The organism is Nonomuraea sp. NPDC046570, from assembly GCF_040645915.1.
In the GTDB taxonomy this organism is placed as follows: Bacteria; Actinomycetota; Actinomycetes; order Streptosporangiales; family Streptosporangiaceae; genus Nonomuraea.
Genome location: NZ_JBEYZF010000006.1, coordinates 293,309 through 315,278 on the forward strand (window position 1 = coordinate 293,309; position 21,970 = coordinate 315,278).

Consider the following 21,970-nt stretch of genomic DNA (forward strand, 5'->3'; position numbering starts at 1 on the left):
GCATCAGGCCCACGGCCTGCCCATGTCCGAGCTAAATGAATCCCGCAGAACGGCACCTCCCACGCGCACACAAGCCAAGGTGCTGATTCCGGACGACTACCCGATGGTCAGCCTCCTGGGCTCACGTGACGAGCTGCTGCGCGTCATCGAGGGAGCCTTCAAGGCCGACATCCACGTCCGCGGCAACGAGATCACCATCACCGGCAGCCCCGACGAGAGCGGCGCCGTCGTGCGCCTGTTCGAGGAGCTGGTCGAGGTGCTGCGCGGCGGCGCCGAGCTGACGCCCGACGCCGTCGAGCGCAGCATCGCCATGCTGAAGATGACCTCCGACCGGCCCGCCGAGGTGCTCTCCCTCGACATCCTGTCCTCCAGGGGCCGCACGATCCGGCCGAAGACGGTCAACCAGAAGCGCTACGTCGACGCGATCGACCGGCACACCGTCGTCTTCGGCATCGGGCCCGCGGGCACCGGCAAGACGTATCTGGCCATGGCCAAGGCGGTGCGGGCGCTGCAGGAGAAGAAGGTCAACCGGATCATCCTGACCAGGCCCGCCGTCGAGGCGGGGGAGCGGCTGGGCTTCCTGCCCGGCACGCTCTACGAGAAGATCGACCCCTACCTGCGCCCGCTGTACGACGCGCTGCACGACATGATCGATCCGGAGTCGATCCCCAAGCTGATGGCGGCGGGGACGATCGAGGTCGCCCCGCTGGCGTACATGCGTGGCCGTACGCTCAACGACGCCTTCATCATCCTGGACGAGGCGCAGAACTCCTCGGCCGAGCAGATGAAGATGTTCCTGACCCGCCTGGGTTTCAACTCCAAGATCGTCGTGACCGGTGACGTGACCCAGGTCGACCTGCCCAGCGGCACGGTCAGCGGCCTGCGGGTGGTGCAGGACATCCTGGACGGCATCGCCGACATCCACTTCGCCAGGCTCAGCAGCGCCGACGTGGTCCGGCACAAGCTGGTCAGCGACATCGTGGACGCCTACGGCCGCTACGACGCGCTCCAGGAGCCGAAGACGATCCAGCAGCAGCGAGGGAAACGCCGGTGAGCATCGAGATCAACAACGAGTCCGGCGTCGAGGTCGACGGCGAGCTCCTGGTGGCGCTGGCCGGTCACGTCCTGGCCGAGATGGACATCAACCCGCTGGCCGAGCTGTCGATCCTGGTGGTCGACGAGGAGGCCATGTCGGATCTGCACGAGAAGTGGATGAACGAGCCGGGCCCCACCGACGTGCTCGCCTTCCCGATGGACGACCTGCGTCCCGGCGGCGGCGCCCGCGGCGACGGCGACGCGGCGCCCGATCCCGCGCTGCTCGGTGACGTGGTGCTGTGCCCGCAGGTGGCGGCCAAGCAGGCCGTCGAGGCCGGGCACAGCACCGAGGCCGAGCTGGAGCTGCTGTGCACGCACGGCATCCTGCACCTGCTCGGCTACGACCACGCCGAGCCCGAGGAGCACAAGGAGATGTTCGGGCTGCAGGCGCGGCTGCTCGAAGCATGGCGGGAGGGGCGCTCCCAGCCGTGAACGCCTGGTTGCCCTCGGCCGTCGCACTCGTCGTGATCGGCGGCCTGATCGCCAGTGCGGAAACGGCCCTGTCGCGCATCTCCAGGGTGCGCGCCGAGGAGTTCGCCCGCGAGGGGCGGCGCGGCGCCAAGCGCCTGCAGGCCATCGTCGCCGACCCGCCCCGCTATCTGAACCTGCTGCTCCTGCTCAGGCTGAGCTGTGAGCTGGTCGCCACGGTGATCGCCACCCTGCTGTTCATCGACCTGATCGGCGACGAGGGGGCCGCCTACGCGGCCGCCGCCGTCGTCATGATCCTGGTCAGCTACGTGATCGTCGGCGTCTCCCCACGCACGCTCGGCCGCCAGCACGCCGAGCCCATCGCGCTGGCCGGCGCCCCGATCGTGTACGGCCTGACCAGGATCTTCGGCCCCCTGCCCAAGCTGCTCATCCTGCTGGGCAACGCGCTCACCCCCGGCAAGGGCTTCCGCGACGGCCCGTTCACCTCCGAGGCCGAGCTGCGCGACCTGGTCGACCTGGCCGAGGAGCGCCGGGTCATCGAGCCCGACGAGCGCGAGATGATCCACTCGGTCTTCGAGCTGGGTGACACGCTGGTGCGCGAGGTCATGGTGCCGCGCACCGACATGGTGTTCATCGAGCGCGGCAAGACGCTCAGCCAGGCGCTGTCGCTCGCGCTGCGCAGCGGCTTCTCCCGCGTCCCGGTCGTGGGCGAGAACGAGGACGACGTCATCGGCATCGCCTACCTCAAGGACATAGCGCGCCGGGCCCAGGAGTCGCCGGGTGAGACGGGCGCGGAGAAGATCGAGTCGATCATGCGTCCCGCGACGTACGTCCCGGAGAGCAAGCCGATCGACCAGTTGCTGCGCGAGATGCAGGCGCGGCAGATCCACCTGGCGATCGTCATCGACGAGTACGGCGGCACCGCCGGCCTGGTCACCATCGAGGACGTCCTGGAGGAGATCGTCGGCGAGATCACCGACGAGTACGACCAGGAGGCGCCGCGAGTGGAGTCCCAGCCCGACGGGGCGATGCGGGTCACGGCCCGGATGCCGGTCGACGAGCTGGCCGAGCTGTTCGACACCGAGATCGAGGTCGACGACGTGGAGACCGTGGGCGGGCTGCTGGCGCACGCGCTCGGCCGGGTGCCGATCGCGGGCTCCGAGGCGGTGGTGGCCGGGCTGCGGCTCACCGCCGAGAGCCTGGCGGGGCGCCGCAACCGGATCAGCACGGTGGTGGTGCGCCGCGTCGCCCCGCCGGAGGACGAGACCGTTCCCGCCGAGGCGGAACAGGACTGACCTGACTTTTCGCGGCTTTTGCGGCATATGGGCAAGCGTTCTACAAGTGTTCTGCAAGTTCGGTGCCCCAGAGTGGTACTCGACACCCCGTGCGGTGGGTGTCGGAGAGGGATCACCCGGTTGCCGGAAGGGGTTCGCGGCCACGGGTGGCCCTGGGGGGACGGCGACGTCCGGTCTGCTAGCCGATCGCGACGTTGCTCTTCGTGAAGGGTGCTCTCGCCCGGGTTGACCGGGTGAGGGCACCCTTAAGCGTTTATTGGCGACTCCGGTGGATTGCCGCATTCGTGCGACGGGCAGGATTGCCGTCGGCGTGCAGGCGATCATCGGGGGAGATCATGACGCGCATCGGGCGGATCATCAGCGTCGCCGTCGGGGGCGGGCTGCTCGCGGGCTTCCTGGCGGGCTGCGGCGGAGCGGGAACCGGCGCCCCCAGCGAGGAGAAGGCCCGCCTGCGCGGCCTGCTGCAGCGGCACGCGGCCCTGCCCGAAGGGTTCTCGGCCAAGGTCAGGGACCCGTGGCAGTCGCCGTTCACCACCACCGACCGCGACTGCCAGGCGGTGCTCGACACCGCCACGGGCAACCCGCCCAAGCGCGCCCTGCAGGCCAAGGCCGCGGCGAGCTACCAGGGCGACGTGCTGGGCGAGACGGCGGCCGTCGGGCTGGCCAGCTACGCGGGGTCGGAGGCCGAAGAGCACCTGGAGGCGCTCGGCAAGTCGCTGGCGGCGTGCGCGAAGCTGGCCGCGGCCGGCACCGGGACCGTGTTCAAGCTGGCCGACCTGCCGGTGTCCGGGGTGGGGGACGAGGCCGTGGCCAGGCGGGTGCGCGGGCGGCTGAACGGCTACCCGTACGCGTTCAACCTCGTGCTCGTCCGCGACGGGGGCACGCTGATGACGCTGGTCCACACGGGAATCCGCAAGGTCGATCCGCGGCGTACCAGGGAGCTCGCAGGCGCCCTGGCTCAGTAACCTAGAGTTCGTGACTCTCGATCCCGAAGACTCCAAGATCATTGTGCTGGCGCGGTCGGCCAGGGCGCGCAACGAGGCCCGTGAGGGCGCGGCCGTCCGCGACGAGACCGGCCGCACCTACGTCGCCACCGATGTCGCGCTGTCGTCGCTGACGCTGAGCGCCGTGCAGGTGGCCGTCGCGATGGCGGTCTCCAGCGGCGCGCAGGCGCTGGAGGCCGCGGCGCTGGTCACCGAGGGCGAGGGGCCGAGCCCCGCCGACGAGGCCGTGGTGCTCGAACTGGGCGCCAAGGCCCTGCTCGTGGCCGGTCCCGACGGAACCCTGCGGGACTGACATGCCGATGTCGCCGTTCCTCGCCGACCTGCGCGCCCTGGTGGGCGACAGTCTGCTGATGCTCCCCGCCGCCACCGGCTGCGTCTTCGACGGCGAGGGGCGGCTGCTGGTCGCCTTCCACAACGACGTCAACCTCTGGGCGCCACCCGGCGGCGGCATCGACCCCGACGAGCGCCCCGAGGCAGCGGTGGCCAGGGAACTGCGTGAGGAACTCGGCGTCGACATCGCGGTGCACGGCCTGATCGGCGCGTACGGCGGGCCCGAGTTCCGTACCGTCTACCCCAACGGCCACCAGGTCGCCTACGTCCTGTCGGTGTACGGCTGCGCCCTGGCGGGCGGCTCCATCACCCCCGACGGCGTGGAGATCACCGACGCCCGCTTCGTCACCGAACAGGAGGCAGAAACGCTGCGGATGCCCGCCTGGACCCCGATCGTGCTGCCCGAGGTGTTCGCCTGGTGGCGTGCCCATGGCCGGAGCGCACAGCGGGATGGGCGAGAATTCAACAGTGACCAGTAACCATCGCGCCGGATTCGCCTGTTTCGTCGGACGGCCGAACGTCGGCAAGTCCACGCTGATGAACGCCCTGGTCGGCACCAAGGTGGCGATCACGTCGTCCAAGCCGCAGACCACCAGGAGGGTCATCCGGGGCATCGTGCACCGCCCCGACGCCCAGCTCATCATCGTCGACACCCCGGGCCTGCACCGGCCCCGCACGCTGCTCGGCGAGCGGCTCGACAGCCTGGTGCTCTCGACCCTTACCGAGGTCGACGTGATCGGCTTCTGCGTGCCGGCCAACGAGCCGATCGGCAAGGGTGACAGGTTCATCGCCGACAAGCTCGCCGCGGTCAAGAAGACGCCCGTGGTGGCCGTGGTGACCAAGTGCGACACGGCGAGCAAGGAGCAGATCGCCCAGCAACTGCTGGCGCTCTCCCAGGTGGCGGAGTTCGCCGCGATCGTGCCGGTGTCGGCTAAGTCGGGTGACCAGCTCGACGTGCTGGCCGGGCTGCTGATCGACCGGCTGCCCGAGTCGCCGCCGCTCTACGAGGGCGGGCAGCTCACCGACGAGCCCGAGCAGGTCCTGGTCGGGGAGCTGATCCGGGAGGCGGCGCTGGAGGGCGTGCGCGACGAGCTGCCGCACTCCATCGCGGTCGTGGTGGACGAGATGATGCCCCGTGAGGGGCGTGACGACCTGCTGGACATCTACGCGCACATGTTCGTGGAGCGGCCCTCACAGAAGGCCATCGTCATCGGGCACAAGGGGGAGCGGCTGCGCGACGTCGGGACCAGGGCCCGCAAGCAGATCGAGGCGCTGCTCGGCACCCGCGTGTATCTGGACCTGCGGATCAGCGTCGCCAAGGACTGGCAGCGCGACCCGAAGCAGCTCCGCCGGCTCGGCTTCTACGACTGACGGGGCCATCGCCCTCAGCCGGGCGGCGGGGGGCGGGTCGCGGACAGGGCCGCGCAGACCAGGACGGTCAGGGCCGCCGCCGCGGCGCCGAACCAGCCGGGCCTGAGCATCGGTTCGATCCGGAGCAGGCCCAGGTCCACGGAGACGCGGTCGCCGAGACCGCTGCGGCTGGTGACGAAGAGCACGAGGGCCACCGCGGAGACCCCACCCGGCACGACCGCCAGGGCGGCGAGCAGGCGGCGGCCCACCAGGCCCGTGATGCCGAGGGCGGTCGCGGCGAGAGCGGCGACGAGGCTGTAGAGCCCGGCGGTGGTGTCGATCCCGCGCACGTCGTGGCTGACGCCGCGGCCGAGCGCCTCGATCCGCGCCTCGATCCCGGCCCACGGGAGGAACACGCAGAACGCCAGCGCCAGGCCCGCGACGACGACCGCGACGGCGTAGCCCGCCCGCCCCCGCTGGGGCAGGCGGCCGGCGGCGGGTCCCGATCGAGGCGGGTAGGAGGCCACACGATCACCATAGGCCGGTCAGGGCCCGGCGACCAGGCACCTGCCCGCCATATGTAGCGGCCGGAGGCCCGCGCGGCGAGGAGGCCGGTGCCTCCTCGCCGGAGCGGCGGCCGGGTCAGGCGCAGTTCCAGTTGATGCCCTGGAAGTTGAGGCCCCTGCCCCACTGGTAACTCTGCGCGCGGTTGTTGGCGAGGAGGTAGCAGCGGCTGTCCGGGCCGGTCCTGCGGACCCGGAAGGAGATCGTGTAGCCGCAGCGGTTGGTCACCCGGACGGTCTGGCTGATGCGGCCCTTCCAGTGCTCTACCTGCGCGCAACCGGCACCGGCAGCGGTGTTGGCGGTGGCCGCCCCGGCGGGGGCCATTGCGAGGGTGCCCAGAGCGAGAGCCGAGCCGGCGACGACGGTGGCGAGCTTGGTGATGGCCTTCATGTCGATTTCCTCTCTGTTGTGACCTTGTGAGAGGAAAGTAGGCCGGGGGTTGTTGAGGAATCGTTGAGGATCTGCCTGGCCGTAGCCGCGCCCATGTCGTCGCCCGCCTCGGTGAGGATGCCCGCGGCCTCGCCGGCCAGCCGCGCGGCCTGTTCCGGGTCGCCCTCCGCCAGGTTTACCCGGGCGAGCGTCAGGAGGGCGTAAGCGTCGAGCAGCCGGTCGCCGAGGCGTACGGCGATGCCCCGGGCCTCCTCGGCGAGCCGCCTGGCCTCGGGGACCAGGTGCTGGGCGAGCCGTACCGAGGACAGTTCCCGGAGCGCGTCGGCGCGGCGGTGGCGGTCGCCCTGGTCGGCGAGGCGTTCGGCGGCGCGGGTCAGGTGGGCGGCGGCCTCCTCCTGGCGGCCCGCGCGGTGCAGGACGGAGCCGAGGACGAGCAGGGCGTCGGGGTGGTCGCCGAGGGTGGCGAGGCAGCGGGTGAGGGTGCGCTCGGCATCCGCCAGGCGGCCCTCCGCCAGGTGGACCTGGCCGAGGCGGCGGCGTACGTGCGCGGCGTCGCGGGTGCGGCCGTCGCGGACGAGCATGCCCAGGGCCAGCCGCAGGCGTTCGTGGGCCAGGTCCCAGCGGCGTTCGGCCCGGTGCAGGTCGCCCTGGTCGCGCAGGATAAGCGCCTCGCCCTCGGTGTTACGGGCGGCGTCGAGGGCGACGGCCGTGGTGCGGCGCCAGTCGTCGAGGAAGCGGTGGCGTTCGAGGAACGGGGTGAGCAGGTGCGCCAGCCGCCACGCGGCGTCGTCGAGCCCGGCGACGCGCAGGTCGGCGACCAGGCCGGTGAGGAACGCGCGCTCGGCCAGCAGCCACTCCACCGACTCGCGGACGTCGGTGGTGGCGAAGCCGCCGGTGACGGGGTCGCCGGAGACGAGGGCGAAGCGGGAGGCGTTGACCCTGGTCATGACCAGGACCACAAGGTCGGCCAGGACCCCGGGAACGGCCTGCTCGCCGAGCAGCTCCCTGGCGTACAGGCGGGTCAGGTCGTGCAGCCGGTAGCGCGCCTGACCGGCCACGTCTATCGTGTGCGACTCCAGCAGTCCGGCCTCGACCAGCGTCTCCGCCGCGTCCCCGGCGCCGGAGCCGAACAGCTCGGTCACCCAGGCCGCGAAGTCGGGCGCCGACAGGGCGCCGAGCCGCCGCAGCAGCAGGCGGGCCGGTTCGGGCAGGCCCTCGTAGCCGATCGCGAGGACGCTGCGCACCGTCTGGTCGCCCGCGTGCAGCCCGTCCAGCCGCCGATGCTCGTCCTCCAGCAGCTCCACCAGGTAGTTGACACTCCATCCGGGCCGGGTGGCGAGCCGCGACCCGGCGATCCGCAAGGCGATCGGCAGCCCGCCGCAGAACTCGGCCAGCCGCCGCGTCGCCGCGGGCTCGGCCCGGTCCGCGCCGATGAGCTTGACCAGCAGGTCGAGCGCCTCGTCCGCGCCGAGCACCCCGACGGCCAGCCGCGTCGCCCCCGTCAGGCCGCCGAGCGCCGACCTGCTGGTGACGACCGTGGCGCACGAGGTCAGCAGCGGCCGTACCTGGGCTTCGGAGGTCGCGTTGTCGAGCACCACGAGGAGTCGCCGCCCGGCCGCGTAGGTGCGCAGCAGCTGCTCGCGCTGGTCCACGGACGCGGGAACGGCCTGCGCGGGGCAGCCGAGCCAGCGCAGGAAGTCCTCCAGGACGGCGGCCGGTGTGGTCGTCTCGCGCAGGTCGGCGTACAGGATGCCGTCGGGAAAGCGCTCCCGGTGCCGCCAGGCGGCGTGCACGGCCAGCGCCGACTTGCCGACGCCCGCCTGTCCGTGCACCACGACCTGCCCGGCGACCACCGCGTCGAGCAGGTCCGCCCGGCCGGTGAAGTCGGCCACGTCACGCGGCAGCAGCACTGGCGGCCCCGCCGAGACGTGCAGGGAGACGTCGTCGTGCAGCATCCGGTGGTACAGCAGTTGCAGCTCGGGATCGGGCTCGATGGCGTGCCCCTCGTCGAGCCGGTCGCGCAGCGCGGAGTAGGCGGCCAGCGCCTCCACCCGGCGCCCGCTGCGGTACAGCGCGAGCATGTACTGCCCGCGAAAGCGCTGCCACAGCGGATGGGCGGCCACCAGCCCGCGCAGCACGGCCAGCGACTCCCGGTGCCGCCCCGCCCGCAGGTCGAGGTCGACGAGCCGCTCGGTGGCCAGCAGCCGCAGCTCCTCCAGCTCCTCGCGCAGCCGCCGGGTCTCCGCCCACCGCTCGGCGGCCGGGTCGACGTCCTCCAGGACCGGGCCGCGCCACAGGCCGAGCGCCTCGCGCAGCAGGTCCCCGGCGGCCGGGCTCTGGCCGTCCAGCCCCTCGGCCACGAGCCGCCGGAAGCGCTCCACGTCGAGCTGGTCCTCCCCGACGGCCAGCGTGTACGTCCCCGACACCGTGACGATCACGTCCTTGCCGACGAGCTGCCTGAGCTGCCCGATGTAGCCGCGCACCAGCGAGTCGGACCGGTCGCCGTCCTCGCGCGGCCACAGCAGCCGCCGCAGCCGCTCCACCGTGAGCGGCCGCCGCGCGTTGAGCACGAACATGGCCAGCAGGTCGCGGTGCTTGGCGGCCGTCGGCGTGCGGTCCGCCGTCCCCTCGCACACCTGGAGGGCGCCCATGATCCGAAACTCCATAGGGTGGATTCTTCGGTACGGCTCCCGCCAAGTCAGCCCAGATCAGAGAATTCGACGATATGCCGCTTATTCCCCTCGCTCCGTCGGATCCGCAACGCCTGGGCGCCTACCTCCTGGCGGGCCGCCTGGGCGCGGGCGGCCAGGGCGTGGTCTACGAGGCGTACGGCGAGACCGGCGAGCGGGTCGCGGTCAAGGTGCCGAGGCTCGCCGACGCCGCCTCCAGGGCGAGGCTGGCCAGGGAGGCGGAGGCGGCCAGGCGGGTGGCGTCGTTCTGCACGGCCAGGGTGATCGAGGCCAGGACGGAGGTGGCGGAGCCGTACATCGTCAGCGAGTACGTTCCCGGTCCGACGCTGCGGCAGGTGGTCGGGGAGGCGGGGCCGTACGAGGGGGACGGGCTGCGCAGGCTGGCGGTCGGGGTGGCGACCGCGCTGGCCGCCATCCACGAGGCGGGGATCGTGCACCGCGACCTCAAGCCCGACAACATCATCCTCGGCCCCGACGGCCCGCGCGTGATCGACTTCGGGGTGGCGCGCGGGCTGGAGCCGGGGGAGACCACCACCGGCCCGCTGATGGGCACGCCCGCCTACATGGCGCCCGAGGTACTCGCCGGGCGCAGGGCCGCCGCGGCCGCGGATCTGTGGGCTTGGGCGCTGGTCGTGCTGTACGCGGCCAGGGGCCGTGACCAGGTCGAAGGGCAGGACACGCCCGCGCTGGCGCGCCAGGTGCTCGGCCTCAGCCCGGACCTGGACGGCCTGGCCGAGCCGCTGCGCGGCCTGGTGGGCGCGGCGCTCGCGCGCGAGCCGGAGGACCGGCCCGAAGCCAGGACGGTACTGCTCGGGCTGCTCGGCGTCCGCGACAGCGACCGGCTGCTGGCCGAGGGCGGCAGCGCCGCCGCTGAGCTGGGCACCCAGGCGGGCGAACCGGACCTGGGCACGGTCGCGGAGGAACTGTACGAGGAGCTGTCGGACGGCGAGCGGGCAGCCGCACCCGAGGTGTTCCTGCGCATGGTCGGCCTCTCCGAGGACACCGGCGAGAGCGTCCGGCGCGTCGCCCGCGACGAGCTCACGGACTCACCGCCGGTCACCGGACTGCTGGCCGTGTACGGCGCCGCGGGACTGGTGGTCGAGACCGGCGACGCCTACGCGTTGGCCCACCCCGGCCTGATCCAGGCCTGGCCCAGGTTGCGCGCCTGGCTGGCTGACAACCGCGACGGCCTGCCCGTGCACCGCAGGCTGACCGAGGCGGCCAGGCTCTGGGACGGCAACGGCCGCAAGCCCGTCGACCTGCTGCACGGCTCCAACCTCGACCGGGCGCTGCGCTGGGCGGCCACCGAGCGCCGCGACATCACGCTGGTCAGGCTGGAGAAGGAGTTCCTGGACACGGCGGCCAGCCAGTTCAGGCGCCAGTCCAGGCGCCGGGGCCTGCTCGCGGGGACACTGGCGCTGTTGCTGGCCGCCGCCCTCGGCGGGCTGGGTCTCGCCGAGTACCGCAGGGTCGTCGCCGACCGGGGGCGCGACGACGCGGCGGCCCGCTCGCTCGCGCTGCGCGCCGCCGACCTGCGCGAGCGTGACCCGAAGCTGGCGATGCTGCTGAGCGCCGCCGCCTGGCGGCTGGCCCCCGCCGTGCCCGAGTCGCTCGGCGCGCTGTACGACTCCCTGTCCCAGCGCGAGACCGACCGGTTCACCGACCCGTACACGGCGGCGGGCACCACTTACGCGACCGGCCGCGACGGACGCGTCGTGGCGAGCGTGCACGCGGGGAAGGCGACGCTCTGGGACGTGGTCGCGCACCGCAGGATCGGCGAGTTATCCAGCGTCGGTGCGGGGGTGACGCAGGCGGCGCTGAGCCCGGACGGGCGGACGCTCGCCCTGCAGGACGACGCGAAGGTCAGGCTGTGGGACACCGCGACGGGCACGCCGAAAGGCGCGGGCTTCGCGGCTGGAGCCTCCGCCACCCACAGCACCGGGCTGAGTTTCGGCCCAGGCGGGCGGACGCTGGCCGTCCCCCTCGGCAACGAGTCCGCGACCGGCGTCGCCTGGTGGGACCTGGACACCCGCGAGCGCCTGACGTCGGGTTCCGGTGCGAACTTCGACGCGGTCAACGCCGGTGCGACGCTCGGGGTCGTCTACTCCAGCGGTGGCGGGCGGGCCGAGCTGTGGGACCTGAAGCGGCGCGAGCGGGTGCCCGCCGCCTGGCTGCCGCTCAAGAAGGACGTCAAGGGGGCGGTGTTCGCCGCCTCGGGCGAGGTGCTGGCCGTCGCCGAACGCGTGCCGCCGATGGCCGACCCGCGGATCCTGGTCAGGCGGGTGCCCTCGGGCGAGCCGCTGCCCGGCGACGGCCACGGCCCGGCGCCCGAACGGATGGCCTTCGGGCACGGCGAGCGCTTTCTGGCGCTCTGGCGGGAGCGGCGGCTGACCGTGCTACGGCTCACCGACGGGCAGCTCGTCCTGGACACCGAGACGTCCGAGCCCGTCAGCGACCTCGTCTTCGACGAGCCGGGCGGCGCCCTGCGCCTCCAGACGCAGCAGGGCGTCTTCGTCACCCTGGACGTGCGCCACCTGCTCGCCGATCCGGCCCTGCCCGGCTCGCCCAACGGCGTGGCCCGCCTCAGCGGGGACGGCCGCTTGCTCGCCCTGTACGCCGACTCCCAGGTGCGGCTGTGGGAGGTGGGCGCCACACCCCGGGAGGTGGGTGCCGCACCCCGGGAGGTGGGTGCCGCACCCCGGGAGGTGGGATCCCCGGTGCGGGTCAAGGAGATGGGCACAAGCCCGGTGCTCGCCTTCGACGGCGACGGCTCCAGGTTGGCGGTCGGCGGGGCGCTGCCCCGCGTGGGCGTCGTCGTGATCGACACCGCGACGGGTGCCAGGACCGGCGCCTTCGACGTGCGCGACGCGCGAGCCGTGGGCGTGAACGGGCTGGCCTTCAGCCCCGACGGCACGACGCTCGCGGTCGCCCCCGCAGAGCTCGGCTCCGAGCCGCCAGTGGAACTGTGGAACCTGGGACAGGGCACGGCGACTCTCACCGAGGTGCCGGGCTCGGCCACGATGTCCTTCCGGCCGGACGGGAAGATCCTGGTCGCCGGGACCTTCCCGGAGCTCACCCTGGTCGATCCGGCCGACGGCACGCGCGTCGCCAGGCCAGGTGGTGTGGCCAGCCTGGCCACCGGCCCCTACGCCTTCGACCCCTCTGGCCGGCAGGTGGTGCTCAGCGTCGACCCGCAGCGGTTGTCGCTGTGGGACTCCGGCTTCCAGGGCACGCTCGGTGCCCCCTTCCCGGCCAGAGCGGGCTTCGACGGCCTGGTCTGGTCGCCCGACGGCCGGGCGATCGCCTCGACGGAGGCGGGCGACCGCATCCGCCTGTGGGACGTGGCCGCCCGGCAGCCCCTGGGTGTGCTCTACGACGGCATGCAGGAGACGGGCAACCTCGACAGGGCGTCGATCGCGTTCAGCCGCGACGGCCGTACCCTCTACAGCGCCTCCCCGGAAGGTCACCTGCGCGCCCACCCGCTCGACGGCGGGCGGGTCGCAGCGGCGGTCTGCGAGCGGGCCGGGCGCAGCCTCACCAGGCAGGAATGGGCCAGGTACGTCCAGGACGTCGACTACGTCGAGGTGTGCTAACCCGGATAACCTCGTGGCGTGTCCCTCTCACGCCGCTCGTTCCTGCTGGCCGCCTCCGGGCTGGTCGCCGGGTGCGGGGCGGGCGACGACGGGCTGCCCGAGCTGAAGCTGGCCACCGGCCCGGCCGGCGGGCCGTACGAGCTGCTCGGCGCCAGGCTCGCCGGCGAGCTGCGGCGCGGTGGCTTCCGGGTGCGCGCGCTGGGCACCGCCGCCAGTGTGGAGAACCTCAGGATGCTCGCCGAGGGGCGCGCCGACCTGGGCTTCTCCCTGGCCGACAGCGCCGACGACGGCGTACGGGTGCACCGCCAGCCGATCGCCGCGCTGGCCAGGATGTACATGAACTACGTCCACCTGGTGGTGCTGACCGGCTCGGACATCAGGCTGCCCGCGCAGCTCGCCGGCCGCAGCGTCTCGATCGGCGCCTCCGGCTCCGGCACCGCGGTCACCGCGCGCCGCGTGCTGGACGCCGCCGCGCTGGCCCGGCCCGCGCGCGTCTCCAAGTTCGGCCTCGACACCTCGCTCACCGCCCTGGGCGAAGGCCGCATCGAGGCGTTCTTCTGGTCCGGGGGCGTGCCCACCCCCGCCCTGGCCGCCTCCAAGGTGCCGATCAGGCTGCTCGCCCTGGACTCGCTCGTCCCAGCCCTGCGCAGAACCTACGGCCCGCTCTACGAGAGCACCGCGGTGCCCGCGGGGGAGTACGGCGGCCCCGCCCCCGTGCCGACCATCGGCACCCCCAGCTACCTCGTCTGCCGGAATGGCCTGCCGGAGGAGGTGGCCTTCGCGGTCACCGAGGTGCTCTTCCAGAGCCGCGACCGCCTGGAGATGCCCGACGCCCCCGGCGGCCGGCTCGACAAGCGCTACGCCATCGGCACCGGCGTGGTCCCCCTGCACCCGGGCGCCGCCCGCTACTACAGATCGGTGTACGGCTGAGCCAGCCGCAACTCCATCACCAGCCCGTGCGGCACCGCCGGCAGCAGCGTCAGCGTCCCCCCGCACCCCTTGGCCAGCTCGGCCGCGATCGCCAGGCCGAGCCCGCTGCCCGGCACGTTCGCGTGCATGCCCGACCGCCAGAACCGGCCGAACGCGTCGGCCCGGTCCTGCTCGCCCAGCCCCGGCCCGTCGTCGGCGATCCGCAGCAGCCGCCCGTCCAGCGTCACCGTGACCCGCCCGCCCTCGGGCACGAACTTCTGCGCGTTGTCCAGCGCGATGTCGGCGATCCTGGCCACCGCGTCCGGCACCGCGGGCACCACCAGCGACTCCGGCAGGTCCACCTCCAGCGCCAGCCCCTTGGCCGCGTACACCTCGCGCCATCCGGCCAGCCGCGCCGCCAGTTCGGCGGCCACGTCGACGTCCTCGGCGAGCGCGCCCGCCTCGACCTTGGCCAGCGCCAGCAGCTCCTCCACCAGCACGGCCAGCCGGTCGATCTCGGCCATCGCCTCGTCGTACTCCGCCGTGCCCTCCGCCCTCAGGTGCGGTTCGAGGTTCTCCAGGCGCAGCGACAGCACGGTCAGCGGGGTGCGCAGCTCGTGCGAGGCGTCGGCGACGAAGGCCCGCTGCCGCTCCATCGAGCTGGACACGGCGTCGGCCATCGCGTTGAACCGCTCCTCCAGCCGGCGCAGCTCGGACGGCCCGACGCCGTGGCTGGCCCGCGCCTCCAGGTGGCCCTCGGCGATCGCCTGGGTGGTGCGGTCGAGTTCGGTGACCGGGCGCAGGATCCAGCGGGCCAGGCCGCGCGCCGCCAGCACCGAGTAGCCGAGCGCCACCAGCGCGCCCAGCGCCAGCAGCGCCCACACCAGCGTCACGTCGCCGCGCGCCCCCGTGGTCGGGGCCAGCAGCAGCACCACGCCGGTGAGCTGCGCGTCGCGCCCGGCCGGCTCGGCGACCAGCACCCTGTCCGGGCCGAAGGGGCTGATGGTGGGCAGGTCCTCGGTGGTCCTGCCGGACAGCGCCAGCCTGGTGGCGTCCTCGTCGTCGACGCTCATGTCCCCGGCGTCGACCAGCACCGAGCCGTCGCGGTCGCGTACCCTGACGGCGGCGCCGTACAGCTCGGCGTAGCGGGTGACCTCGGCGGTCAGCGCGGTGCGGTCGCCCTCGCGGGCGGCCTGGTCGGCCAGCTCGGCGAAGCGGGTGGCGTCGGCGCGCCGGTCGAGCAGCAGCCGGTTGGTCCGGTGCGAGGCGTAGGAGATGCCCAGGGGTACGGCCAGCGCCGCGATCATCAGCACGATCAGCGTGGTGAAGGTGATGACGAGCCTGGAGTTCACTTACTGCCCAGCCGGTACCCGGTGCCGCGCAGCGTCTCGACCAGCCCCGGCCGGCCCGTCTTCGCGCGCAGCCCGGCGACGTGCACGTCCAGGGAGCGGGAGGCGGACAGCAGCGGGTCGCCCCAGACCTCGTCGAGGATCTCCTCGCGGCTGCGCACCACGCCGGGCTGCCGGGCCAGCAGCGCCAGCACGTCGAACTCGCGCCTGGTCAGCGTCACCTGCTCGTCGCCGACCGTGACCTGCCGGGTCTCCAGGTCGATGCGCACGTCGCCGACCAGCACGACGTCGTCGCGGGCCCGCATGGGGCGGGTGCCCCTGCGGACCACGGCCTCCATCCTGGCCATCAGCTCCGCCGTACGGAACGGCTTGACCAGGTAGTCGTCGGCGCCCGAGCGCAGGCCGCGGAGGATCTCCCGCTCGTCGGTCCGCGCGGTCACCACGATGAGCGGTACGGCCGAGACCCGGCGGACCCGGCGCAGCACGTCCAGCCCGTCCATGTCGGGCAGGCCCAGGTCCAGCAGGACGAAGTCGACGCCCCCCGCCAGGCGGAGGGCGTCGACGGCCAGCGCGGCACGGATGATCTGGTGACCGTGGCGGGTCAGGGCCGTGGTCAGCGCGGCCGCGAGCCGGTCGTCGTCTTCGACGAGGAGAACTCGCATGTCGCCAAGGTTAGACGCGCACGGAGGCGGGTCGCGACGCCTCCTGTTCCGCCCGGGACAGCGCGGCGTCGCGGGTCTCGCGCATGGTGAAGTACACCACCAGCGAGACCGCCGCACAGGCCGAGACGTACCAGTAGAAGCCGGACTCGATGCCGCCGTCCTTGAACCACAGCGCGACGTACTCGGCGGTGCCGCCGAACAGCGCGTTGGCGATCGCGTACGGCAGCGCCACACCCAGCGCCCGCACATGCGTCGGGAACAGCTCCGCCTTCACCACCGCGTTGATCGAGGTGTAGCCGGTGATGATGATCAGACCGGTCAGCGTCAGCACCAGCGCCATGCCGAATCCCGAGACGTTCGAGATCGCGCTCATCAGCGGGACGGTGCCCAGCATGGAGCCGAAACCGAAGGTGATCAGCAGCGGGCGGCGGCCGATCCGGTCCGACAGCGCTCCGGCCAGCGGCTGCAGGAGCATGAAGATGAACAGCGCGCAGAAGCTGACCAAGGTGGCGGTCGACTTGGGCAGTTCGGCGGTGTTGACCAGGTACTTGGTCATGTAGGTGGTGTAGGTGTAGTACGCGACGGTGCCGCCCATGGTCAGGGCGATGACCAGCAGGAACTCCCGCTTGTGCTGGAGGAGCTGCTTGATCGTGCCGCGCTCTCCGGCGGTCTCGCGCTCCTCCTCGTCGTAGACCTCGGTCTCCATGAGGTTGCGGCGCAGGTAGAAGACGACCGCCGCGCCGAGCGCGCCCACGATGAACGGGATGCGCCAGCCCCAGGACTTCAGCGCCTCGTCGGCCATCGAGTTCTGCAGGATGATCTGCAGGCCGAGGCCGATGAGCTGGCCGCCGGTCATCGAGACGTACTGGAAGCTGGAGGCGAAGCCGCGCTTGCCGGGCGGGGTGGCCTCGGTGAGGTAGGTGGCGCTGGCCGCGTACTCGCCGCCGACCGACAGGCCCTGCAGGAGGCGGGCGACCAGCAGCACGACGGCGCCGAAGTAGCCGACCGCCTCGTAGGTGGGGGCGACGGCGATCAGCAGCGCGCTCACCGACATCAGCGTGACGGTCAGCGTCAGCGCCGCCTTCCGGCCCTTGCGGTCGGCGTACCGGCCGAGCAGCCAGCCGCCGACCGGGCGCATGAAGAAGCCCACGGCGAAGATGCCGGCGGTGTTGAGGAGCTGCGCGGTGGTGTTGCCCGTGGGGAAGAACGACGCGGCGAAGTAGATGGCGAAGCTGCTGTAGACGAACCAGTCGTACCACTCGACCAGGTTGCCGATGGAGCCGCCGAGCACCGCCTTCCAGGGGGTGCGCGGAGATGCGTGAGTCGTCAAGGGGGGACCTCCTGCGGGGAGTCGTTGCAGGTCGAAGCCTCACCGCGGAAGGTTGTTCCGTCCAGGGGAGTGACGGGTTATCTAACGTCCGCTTAACAGTGCGGAAATCTCCGTCAGACCTTCTTCCGCCATTCGCTCCACTCGTCCAGCAGCTTGAACCCCATCGCCTCGTTGATCGCCAGCATGTGGGAGTTGCTGGCGGCGTTCCAGGTGATGATCCGCTCGGCTCCGGGATCGCGCTCGCGCAGCCACAGCAGGTTGCCGAGCTTCAGCACCAGGCCGAGGCGGTGGCCTCGGTGCTCGCGCAGCACCACGGTGTCGTGCTGCAGGCACCAGCCGCCGCCCCCTTCCAGGTTCAGCACGATCCGGGTCAGTCCGGCGGGCGCCCCGTCGCTCGCCCGCCTGGCCACCATGATGTGGTTGCTCTGCCCGGACAGGACGGTGCCCCTCTCCATCAGGCGGACCCGTTCGACATCCCACCTGACGTCCTCGACGACCTCGTCCTTCGGTGCGTCGTTCATCCCGCCCATCAGGGTCGCGAGGTCCGTGAGCAGGTGCTCGGGCGGCGGACCCGCCCACCGCTCCAGGACGTACCCCGCCGCGCCCGGCAGGGCCTCCGCGAGCATCGCCTCAAGCCCGGCCCAGTCGGCCTCGCGCAGGTCCAGCACCCGGCGGGCCTCGGCGAGCGACCGGGTGAATCCGTGCCGTTCGGCGAACCTCGCGCCCGGTCCCCGCTCGTCCAGTTCGGCGTACAGCAGGGTTCTGCCCTCGTCGCGGGTGCGCGCGGTCGCGTGCTCCAGCAGCGCGGTGCCCAGCCCCCGCCCCCCGTACCCGGGTCTGACCACGAGGGGGCCCAGCACGGCGCGATGGGTGTTGTCGTCCTCTGGTAGCGCCAGGCTGTAACCGGCGACCACCCGGCCGCCCTCGGTCACCACCCACGCCTCCGTCAGGTCACTGGACCAGCCCTCCGTCACCATCACGGTGAAGTGCGGCAACGTCATGACCGGGCCCGGGTCGCCGGCGTTGGCGGCGAGGAAGGTCTCGTGCAGCCCGGCCACCAGGTCCGGGGTCATCCGTCGAATCATCATGACACCAGCCAAGGGCATCGGGCGGACCGGCCGCCATCGAATTACTGCTGGTAGTTCTCCACTTCGCTGACCGGCCGGGGGGCGGCGTTGTCCGGGTTCTCGCCCACGTCGCGGCGGGCCCTGCGCTGGCGCAGGAGGTCCCAGCAGCGGTCGAGGGCCGATTCCAGCTCCTTGACCCGCGCGTTCTCCTCCTCGGAGGTCAGCGTGCCCGCCGAGAGCCGTTCGCGCAGTTCGTGCTCCTCGGTGACCAGTGCGTTGATCTCCCTCAGAATCTCGTTGTCCCGCATGCCCAAGACTCTAATCATCACGTGATAGAACACGCCCTATGTCTGGTATCGCGCTGGTAAGAAAGCCCGGCCCGAGGGTCGCCGAGGGGATCGTCACGAACATCGGGCGCGAGCCCGTCGACGCGGACCTGGCCGCCCGTCAGCACGACGCCTACGCCGAGGCGCTGCGCGCCGCCGGGTGGCGGACCGTCGAGGTGGCGCGGGCCGACGAGCTGCCCGACGGGCCGTTCGTGGAGGACACGGTGGTGGTCTGCGGGCGGCTGGCCGTACTGACCAGGCCGGGGGCGCCGGAACGGCGGGCCGAGGTGGAGGGCGTCGCGGCGGTCGTGCGGGAGCTCGGCCTGGAGACGGCGGTGATCGAGGAGCCGGGCACCCTGGACGGCGGCGACGTGCTGCAGGTCGGCGACACCGTGTACGTCGGCAGGTCGGCGCGCACCGACGACGAGGGCATCGCGCAGCTCGCCGCGCTGCTCGGGGACCGGACCGTCGTGCCGGTGGACCTGCGCGGGGTGCTGCACCTGAAGTCGGCGGTCACCGCGCTGCCCGACGGCACCCTCATCGGCGACCCGGCCTATGTGGACCTGCCGGACCTGCTCGTGCCCGAGGAGGAGGCGGGCTCGCACGTCGTGCTGCTCGGCGGTGAGCGGGTGCTGATGGCCGCCTCCGCGCCGCGCACCGCGCGAACCCTGGCCGGGCGCGGCCTCGACGTGGTGACCGTGGACATCTCCGAGTTCGAGAAGCTGGAGGGCTGCGTCACCTGCCTGTCGGTTCTCATCAGGTGAGACGGTGGTCCAGGGTTCTGCGAGACGTCTGGTAGCGTGCATAGCGTGTTGCGTGGACTGCTTCTTAGCTGCCGCGGCGGGGGCCTCTAGGGCCGGCTCCCTCGTCGCGGAGCGAGTCATGCGCGTCGGCCGCCTGTGACCAGACCGACGAGGAGCACCCATCAGATGACCAAGCAGCAGCCCAGCCCCATGCCCTACCAGCGGTATCAGCCTTTCGCCCCGGTCCGGCTGCCGGACCGCACCTGGCCCGACAAGGTGATCACCAAGGCGCCCCGCTGGTGCGCGGTGGACCTGCGTGACGGCAACCAGGCGCTGATCGACCCGATGGACGCGCACCGCAAGCTGAAGATGTTCGACCAGCTCGTCGCCATGGGCTACAAGGAGATCGAGGTCGGGTTCCCGGCCGCCTCGCAGACCGACTTCGACTTCGTCCGCCAGATCATCGACGAGGGCCGCATCCCCGGCGACGTCGTCATCCAGGTGCTCACCCAGGCCAGGCCCGAGCTGATCGAGCGGACCTTCGAGTCCATCCGGGGCGCCAAGCAGGCCATCGTGCACCTGTACAACTCCACCTCCACGCTGCAGCGCCGGGTGGTGTTCGGCCAGGACCGCGAGGGCATCACCGCGATCGCCGTCGAGGGCGCCAAGCTGGTCAAGAAGCTGGCCGAGGCCACCGACGTGGACGTCCGCTTCCAGTACTCTCCCGAGTCGTTCACCGGCACCGAGCTCGACTACGCCGTGGAGGTATGCGACGCGGTCAACGAGGTGTGGCAGCCCACCCCCGAGCGCAAGGTCATCATCAACCTGCCCGCGACGGTCGAGATGGCCACGCCCAACGTGTACGCCGACCAGATCGAGTGGATGCACCGCAACCTGCGCCACCGCGACTCGATCATCCTGTCGCTGCACCCGCACAACGACCGCGGCACCGCCGTGGCCGCCGCCGAGCTCGGCTACCAGGCGGGCGCCGACCGCATCGAGGGCTGCCTGTTCGGCAACGGCGAGCGCACCGGCAACGTCTGCCTGGTCACGCTCGGCATGAACCTGTTCTCCCAGGGCGTCGACCCCGAGATCGACTTCAGTGACATCGACGAGATCCGCCGGGTCACCGAGTACTGCAACCAGCTGCCCGTGCACCCGCGCCACCCGTGGGGCGGCGAGCTGGTCTACACCGCCTTCTCCGGCTCCCACCAGGACGCCATCAAGAAGGGCTTCGAGCACCTGGAGCGCGACGCTGCCGCTGCGGGGGTTCCGGTGGACTCGTTCACCTGGGCGGTGCCGTACCTGCCGATCGACCCGAAGGACATCGGGCGCAGCTACGAGGCGGTCATCCGGGTCAACAGCCAGTCCGGCAAGGGCGGCGTGGCGTACATCATGAAGGCCGACCACCAGTTCGACCTGCCGCGCCGGCTGCAGATCGAGTTCTCCAAGGTCGTGCAGACGCGCACCGACGCCGAGGGCGGCGAGATCACCCCGGCCGAGATGTTCGCCATCTTCACCGACGAGTACCTGCCCAACCCGGCCAACCGCTGGGGCCGGCTGAGCCTGATGGCGCACCGCCACGACTCGGCCGTGGACGAGCGGGACCGGATCAGCGCCGACATCCGCGTCGACGGTGAGATCCGCGAGGTGGAGGGCGCCGGCAACGGCCCGATCTCGGCGTTCGTCGACGCGATCTCCCGGGTGGGCATCGAGGTGCGGGTGCTCGACTACGTCGAGCACGCGATGAGCTCGGGCAGCGACGCCAAGGCGGCGTCCTACCTGGAGTGCGAGATCGGCGGCCAGGTCCTGTGGGGGGTGGGCGTCGACGCCAACACCACCTCAGCCTCGCTGAAGGCCATCATCTCCGCGGTCAACCGCGCCGCGCGCTAGGCCGTCAGGAAACGGAGGCGCGGCGCGAGCAGCAGCGCTGCTCGCGCCGCGCGCCCTCCGTCCGAGGCGATCCGGTACGGCTTGCGCCGCTCCACCCTCGTTCCTCCAGCCGCGTCGCCCGGCTCGGAGAATCGTCCTGGATCTCTCAGTACAGGCCCACGTAGGCGCCCAGGCCGCGCATTGAGTGCTCGAAAGCCTCCCGGCGGTGCGTGAGCACGTTGTTGAACTGGCCGAACAGCTCGAAGTTGACCCAGCCGTACAGGCCCGTCCAGGCGGTCACTGCGCGGAACAGTACGTCGTCGGGCACCTCGGGCATGATCTCGCGGACCGCGCCCGCGTCCTCGGCGAGCATCCCCGGGGGGGCGGGCGGCGACCCGGGCGCCGACAGCGCGCCTGCCAGGCAGGCGTCGGAGACGATCCTGCCGAACACCACGGTGTCGCGGACCGCGGCGGCGACCGTGTCCTGCGGGGCCTGGTAGCCGGGTACGGGCGAGCCGTACAGCAGGGCGTACTCGTGTGGTCGGGCCAGCGCCCAGTCGCGTACCGCGTGGCAGACGGCGAGCCAGCGCCCGAGGTGGTCGTCGCGCGGCTGTGCCGCGTCCGCCTGCTCCACCGCCTCGCCGATCGCGTTGTAGCCGTCGATGATCAGCGCGGTGAGCAGGTCGTCGCGGGACGGGAAGTAGCGGTACATGGCCGAGGAGACCATGCCCATCTCGCGCGCGACGGCGCGCAGCGACAGTCCCGACGCGCCCTGTGAGGCGAGTTGCCGGCGCGCGATGTCGGTGATCTCTCTGGTCAGTTCGGCGCGGACGCGCTCGCGTGCGGTTCGGCTCGCAGTCATACCGGCACCGTAGCAGAGCGCCGAATGGAAACGAGAGCACTGCTCTTGACGACTGGCGCTCTTTTGCGAGAGCATTGCTCTCGCAAGCGAACGACAGTCTCTCGGAGGTA

20 protein-coding genes are annotated in these 21,970 nt (G+C 72.1%); 11 read left to right on the forward strand and 9 right to left on the reverse strand.

What is annotated here, in order from left to right; genetic code table 11:
- Window positions 1-22: 22 nt before the first annotated feature.
- The 7 genes from ABZ911_RS13200 (at window position 23) to era (ending at window position 5,524) form a co-directional block, all read left to right on the forward strand.
- Window positions 23-1,054, forward strand: a complete 1,032-nt coding sequence (locus ABZ911_RS13200) for a PhoH family protein (RefSeq protein ID WP_358054769.1) — start codon at window positions 23-25, stop codon at window positions 1,052-1,054.
- The gene (gene ybeY, locus ABZ911_RS13205) at window positions 1,051-1,527 is read left to right on the forward strand and encodes an rRNA maturation RNase YbeY (protein ID WP_358054770.1); all 477 of its coding nucleotides are present in this window, start codon (window positions 1,051-1,053) and stop codon (window positions 1,525-1,527) included. Before ABZ911_RS13200 ends, ybeY begins: the two co-directional genes overlap by 4 nt.
- Window positions 1,524-2,819 (forward strand): hemolysin family protein, encoded by a 1,296-nt coding sequence (locus tag ABZ911_RS13210; RefSeq protein ID WP_358054771.1) that lies wholly within the window; start codon window positions 1,524-1,526, stop codon window positions 2,817-2,819. The genes ybeY and ABZ911_RS13210 overlap by 4 nt, the downstream gene beginning before the upstream one ends.
- 335 nt (window positions 2,820-3,154) lie before the next feature.
- Window positions 3,155-3,784 carry a hypothetical protein gene (locus tag ABZ911_RS13215; RefSeq protein ID WP_358054772.1) on the forward strand — a complete coding sequence of 210 codons (630 nt, stop codon included), beginning with the start codon at window positions 3,155-3,157 and terminating at the stop codon, window positions 3,782-3,784.
- Window positions 3,785-3,794: 10 nt separating this feature from the next.
- The gene (locus ABZ911_RS13220; protein WP_358054773.1) at window positions 3,795-4,115 is read left to right on the forward strand and encodes a cytidine deaminase; all 321 of its coding nucleotides are present in this window, start codon (window positions 3,795-3,797) and stop codon (window positions 4,113-4,115) included.
- A 7-nt stretch (window positions 4,116-4,122) separates the two neighbouring features.
- On the forward strand, window positions 4,123-4,632 hold the full coding sequence (locus ABZ911_RS13225; protein ID WP_358054774.1) for an NUDIX domain-containing protein: 510 nt from the start codon (window positions 4,123-4,125) through the stop codon (window positions 4,630-4,632).
- On the forward strand, window positions 4,604-5,524 hold the full coding sequence (era, locus tag ABZ911_RS13230; RefSeq protein ID WP_358054775.1) for a GTPase Era: 921 nt from the start codon (window positions 4,604-4,606) through the stop codon (window positions 5,522-5,524). The genes ABZ911_RS13225 and era overlap by 29 nt, the downstream gene beginning before the upstream one ends.
- Before the next feature lie 14 nt (window positions 5,525-5,538).
- On the opposite strand, the gene ABZ911_RS13235 is transcribed toward era, so the two are convergent.
- The 3 genes from ABZ911_RS13235 to ABZ911_RS13245 all read right to left on the reverse strand — a co-directional run bounded on the left by ABZ911_RS13235 (window position 5,539) and on the right by ABZ911_RS13245 (window position 9,123).
- Window positions 5,539-6,030 (reverse strand): hypothetical protein, encoded by a 492-nt coding sequence (locus ABZ911_RS13235; RefSeq protein WP_358054776.1) that lies wholly within the window; start codon window positions 6,028-6,030, stop codon window positions 5,539-5,541.
- A gap of 115 nt (window positions 6,031-6,145) precedes the next feature.
- Window positions 6,146-6,457, reverse strand: coding sequence for a hypothetical protein (locus tag ABZ911_RS13240; RefSeq protein WP_358054777.1), 312 nt, complete (start codon window positions 6,455-6,457; stop codon window positions 6,146-6,148).
- Entirely contained in the window at window positions 6,454-9,123 is a 2,670-nt protein-coding gene (locus ABZ911_RS13245; protein WP_358054778.1) for a BTAD domain-containing putative transcriptional regulator, read from the reverse strand. Before ABZ911_RS13245 ends, ABZ911_RS13240 begins: the two co-directional genes overlap by 4 nt.
- Window positions 9,124-9,182: 59 nt before the next feature.
- Between ABZ911_RS13245 and ABZ911_RS13250 the strand changes: the two genes are divergently transcribed.
- Entirely contained in the window at window positions 9,183-12,740 is a 3,558-nt protein-coding gene (locus ABZ911_RS13250) for a WD40 repeat domain-containing serine/threonine-protein kinase (protein ID WP_358054779.1), read from the forward strand.
- Window positions 12,741-12,758: 18 nt separating this feature from the next.
- Window positions 12,759-13,670: a TAXI family TRAP transporter solute-binding subunit gene (locus tag ABZ911_RS13255; RefSeq protein ID WP_358054780.1), complete on the forward strand. Its 912-nt coding sequence runs from the start codon at window positions 12,759-12,761 to the stop codon at window positions 13,668-13,670.
- Here the strand turns inward: ABZ911_RS13255 and ABZ911_RS13260 are convergent.
- From ABZ911_RS13260 to ABZ911_RS13280, 5 genes are all read right to left on the reverse strand, one after another.
- On the reverse strand, window positions 13,649-15,001 hold the full coding sequence (locus ABZ911_RS13260; RefSeq protein WP_358054781.1) for a HAMP domain-containing sensor histidine kinase: 1,353 nt from the start codon (window positions 14,999-15,001) through the stop codon (window positions 13,649-13,651). The genes ABZ911_RS13255 and ABZ911_RS13260 overlap by 22 nt on opposite strands.
- Entirely contained in the window at window positions 14,998-15,660 is a 663-nt protein-coding gene (locus tag ABZ911_RS13265) for a response regulator transcription factor (RefSeq protein ID WP_358054782.1), read from the reverse strand. The genes ABZ911_RS13260 and ABZ911_RS13265 overlap by 4 nt, the downstream gene beginning before the upstream one ends.
- 10 nt (window positions 15,661-15,670) lie before the next feature.
- Window positions 15,671-16,990, reverse strand: a complete 1,320-nt coding sequence (locus ABZ911_RS13270; RefSeq protein ID WP_358054783.1) for an MFS transporter — start codon at window positions 16,988-16,990, stop codon at window positions 15,671-15,673.
- 113 nt (window positions 16,991-17,103) lie between these two features.
- Window positions 17,104-18,063 carry a GNAT family N-acetyltransferase gene (locus ABZ911_RS13275; protein ID WP_358054784.1) on the reverse strand — a complete coding sequence of 320 codons (960 nt, stop codon included), beginning with the start codon at window positions 18,061-18,063 and terminating at the stop codon, window positions 17,104-17,106.
- Between the two features lie 56 nt (window positions 18,064-18,119).
- Window positions 18,120-18,365 (reverse strand): DUF2630 family protein, encoded by a 246-nt coding sequence (locus ABZ911_RS13280; RefSeq protein ID WP_358054785.1) that lies wholly within the window; start codon window positions 18,363-18,365, stop codon window positions 18,120-18,122.
- A gap of 38 nt (window positions 18,366-18,403) precedes the next feature.
- Here ABZ911_RS13280 and ddaH point away from each other — a divergent pair, with 38 nt between their 5' ends.
- Together ddaH and leuA are read left to right on the forward strand one after the other, a co-directional pair.
- Window positions 18,404-19,147, forward strand: a complete 744-nt coding sequence (gene ddaH, locus ABZ911_RS13285; protein WP_358054786.1) for a dimethylargininase — start codon at window positions 18,404-18,406, stop codon at window positions 19,145-19,147.
- Between the two features lie 165 nt (window positions 19,148-19,312).
- Window positions 19,313-21,019 carry a 2-isopropylmalate synthase gene (gene leuA, locus ABZ911_RS13290; RefSeq protein WP_358054787.1) on the forward strand — a complete coding sequence of 569 codons (1,707 nt, stop codon included), beginning with the start codon at window positions 19,313-19,315 and terminating at the stop codon, window positions 21,017-21,019.
- Between the two features lie 145 nt (window positions 21,020-21,164).
- Here leuA and ABZ911_RS13295 read toward each other — a convergent pair whose 3' ends face one another.
- Window positions 21,165-21,860, reverse strand: a complete 696-nt coding sequence (locus tag ABZ911_RS13295) for a TetR/AcrR family transcriptional regulator (RefSeq protein ID WP_358054788.1) — start codon at window positions 21,858-21,860, stop codon at window positions 21,165-21,167.
- Window positions 21,861-21,970 lie beyond the last annotated feature (110 nt).